This window comes from Archangium sp. (assembly GCF_036389735.1).
Classification (GTDB): domain Bacteria; phylum Myxococcota; class Myxococcia; order Myxococcales; family Myxococcaceae; genus Archangium.
The window spans coordinates 1-2,418 of sequence record NZ_DASVWK010001146.1; the positions used below are offsets into that span (position 1 = coordinate 1).

The window sequence follows — 2,418 nt, forward strand, 5'->3', positions numbered from 1 at the left end:
CACCAGATCCTCGACTATTACGGTCAGCCCAACAGCGTAATGCCCCGGTGTTTTGACTGAAGATTCTTTTGAGTCTCCTCTCTATAGAATACGCCAGGGCACGCTGGTCGTCCTCGCTAGCGTACTGGCTGACGTGGTCGGAGTGGTACAGCAGCCCTCATCGAGAGCGCGCAGAACCAAGTTTCCGGTAGATGAGTTCACCCATGGCCTAGCCAACTGCTGGGCAAGAGCAGAGGTCGAGCGCGACGGCGAGGTAAAGCCAGTTCTGCCTCGTCCGGATGTAGGTGATATCTGTGGCCCAGGTGGTGTTGGGCTGGCTGGGGGAGAAGTTGCGCTCCAGCAGGTTGGGGGCGACGGGCTAGTCGCGGCGTGAGTCGGTGGTGCGCACGAAACGGCGCCTCTTACGAGCACCATGAGGCGCGCGACGCGCTTGTGGCTTACCTTGCGGCGCTGGGCGCGCAGTTCGGTATGCACGCGCGGGCTGCCGTAGGTGCCACTGCTCTGCTGGTGAACGGCCGTCACCTCCTTCGCCAGTTTGTCGTTGCGCCGCTGCCGCTCGGACTGGGGACGCCACATCCAGGCGCAGAAGTCGAGCGAGAAACTTCCATCTGCCGGCACATGAAATCGACGGGGAAATATAGGCCTTCTGCGCCTCAATCAGCTCGGACTTCACTTTAAATCCTCTGCGACGCGCGCCGTTACACTGGGTTCCGGCCGCTTCTACCGGATTCTGCCTCCATACCGTGGACCTCGAAGAGGGAGAGAAAGTCTGGTCGCCGTTCCCGAAGTGCGTTGTAGCTTTCGCGGTGGACGCAGAGCACGAACGTATTGCGCGCGCGGGAGGCGGCCACGTAGGCGATACGTTGCTCCTCGGCAGAAGATCCCTCAGACCACCACTCCTTCGATGGGCAGCCCCGGCCGCCCTTCTTGGGCTTGGGCACGAAGAGGGTGACACAGTCGAATTCCGCACCTTTGACTTGGTGCACCGTGCTCGTGGTTAGCATCGGGGTTACTGGAGACAGCTCTGCCCTCGACCCGGCTGGCGGGGGCCTTGGCTCGATATCGAGTGACTCCTGTTTGAACCTGGCTCCCACCGACCTTTTGTTTAGGGGCGTTCCAAGCCTCAAGGAAATTGCGGACAGCACCTCCCGCATCCGATGCTTCCAGTCCCCCCAGGTCTCACCGGGGCGCTCCATGCGGTGGGAGGCCCAGACAAGCTGCCCGATGGCAAGGCTCCAGGCTCTCCTGCTGATACCTGCCTCCTGGAGCTCCGCCGCCGAAGGTTGCGGTCCTCCATTCAGCAAAAGCTCGGTAAGAACCAGCTCACTGAGCCGAGCTGCGTGAGCGGGCGCGCCATCAGTGAGGCGCCGGGCTGCCAAGTCCAGCTGGCGCGCAGTGCGTGAGTGGCCGCGGTATCCCTCTCTGAGCAGACTCGAGTTGAGGTGCTGGACGGTAGCGGTCGCGCGACCGAGTAGCGCATAGGACGAGGCCGCAGGGGCCGTCGCGCGGACCTGTGCGAGGAGCAACTCGGCGGACACCTCGCTGGCCTGGGCGTGATCATGCACGAGGAGTAGGGTGCGGCCATTCCCCTTGCTACGTGCCTCGATGGTCTGCCCCGACACGGAGAGCGCCGATACAACGGACGCAATGCGCTCTGCACATCGGTGGGTGCGGGACAGCGAGTATCTTTTGGCTCCCGGCAGGCGCAGTGCCTCATTGAAGAGCGCCGGGCTGGCTCCCCGGAACTCGTAGATGGACTGGTCAGGGTCACCGACTAGGAGGCCGCACACATTCGGGTTTTCAAGCAGGGTCAGCAGCGCCCGGCCGAGAAACCATCCTGTGTCCTGCAACTCGTCTACGAGAATGACGGGGAATCGCTGGCCCACGATGCGCGCGATGTCGCTCCCGTACACCGGGTGCCGCAGGAGGGCCGCTGCCAAGTAGTGATTGTCCGAGTGGGTGATGCGTCCGGTCCTCTCCCACTCTCGGCGCTTCTCCTGAAGCAACCTCGCATGCTGAGGTGTTCCCACGGATTGGGACAGGCCGTAGCGGTCCACATAGGTGAAGGTCGGCGCATCCTCGCTTCCACCTGCAAGGGTAAGCGCAAGGATGCTCGCCCGGTCCTCCGGGCGCCCACCCCCGGCCACGTCGACCTCCCTGGCACGCGCCTCCATGTCGAATGGGGCAGGAATGAGCCTCACGCCTCGAGGTGAGGCGCCGAGGAGGTGCGCGAAGGGTCGCACCACGAAGCGGAGGAAGAACGAGTCCAGAGTCCCGACGAAATGCGGTGGCGCGGGAGGACCTCCAAGTCTGTCGGCGACCTCTTGCTGGGCGACGTTGGTGAATGAGAGCGCTGCGAGCCCATTGCCCCGCAGGTTACATCCGGATAGGTGGCGACGGAGAACCTCGACGAACAGA

1 protein-coding gene and 1 pseudogene are annotated in these 2,418 nt (G+C 63.4%); both read right to left on the reverse strand.

All coding sequences use genetic code 11. The features are described from left to right. Positions 1-91: 91 nt before the first annotated feature. A pseudogene (locus VF794_RS41310) lies at positions 92-691 on the reverse strand (IS3 family transposase); the annotation flags it as partial. A gap of 7 nt (positions 692-698) precedes the next feature. Continuing rightward, on the reverse strand, positions 699-2,418 hold a 1,720-nt coding region (locus VF794_RS41315; RefSeq protein ID WP_331119499.1), incomplete at its 5' end, for a UvrD-helicase domain-containing protein.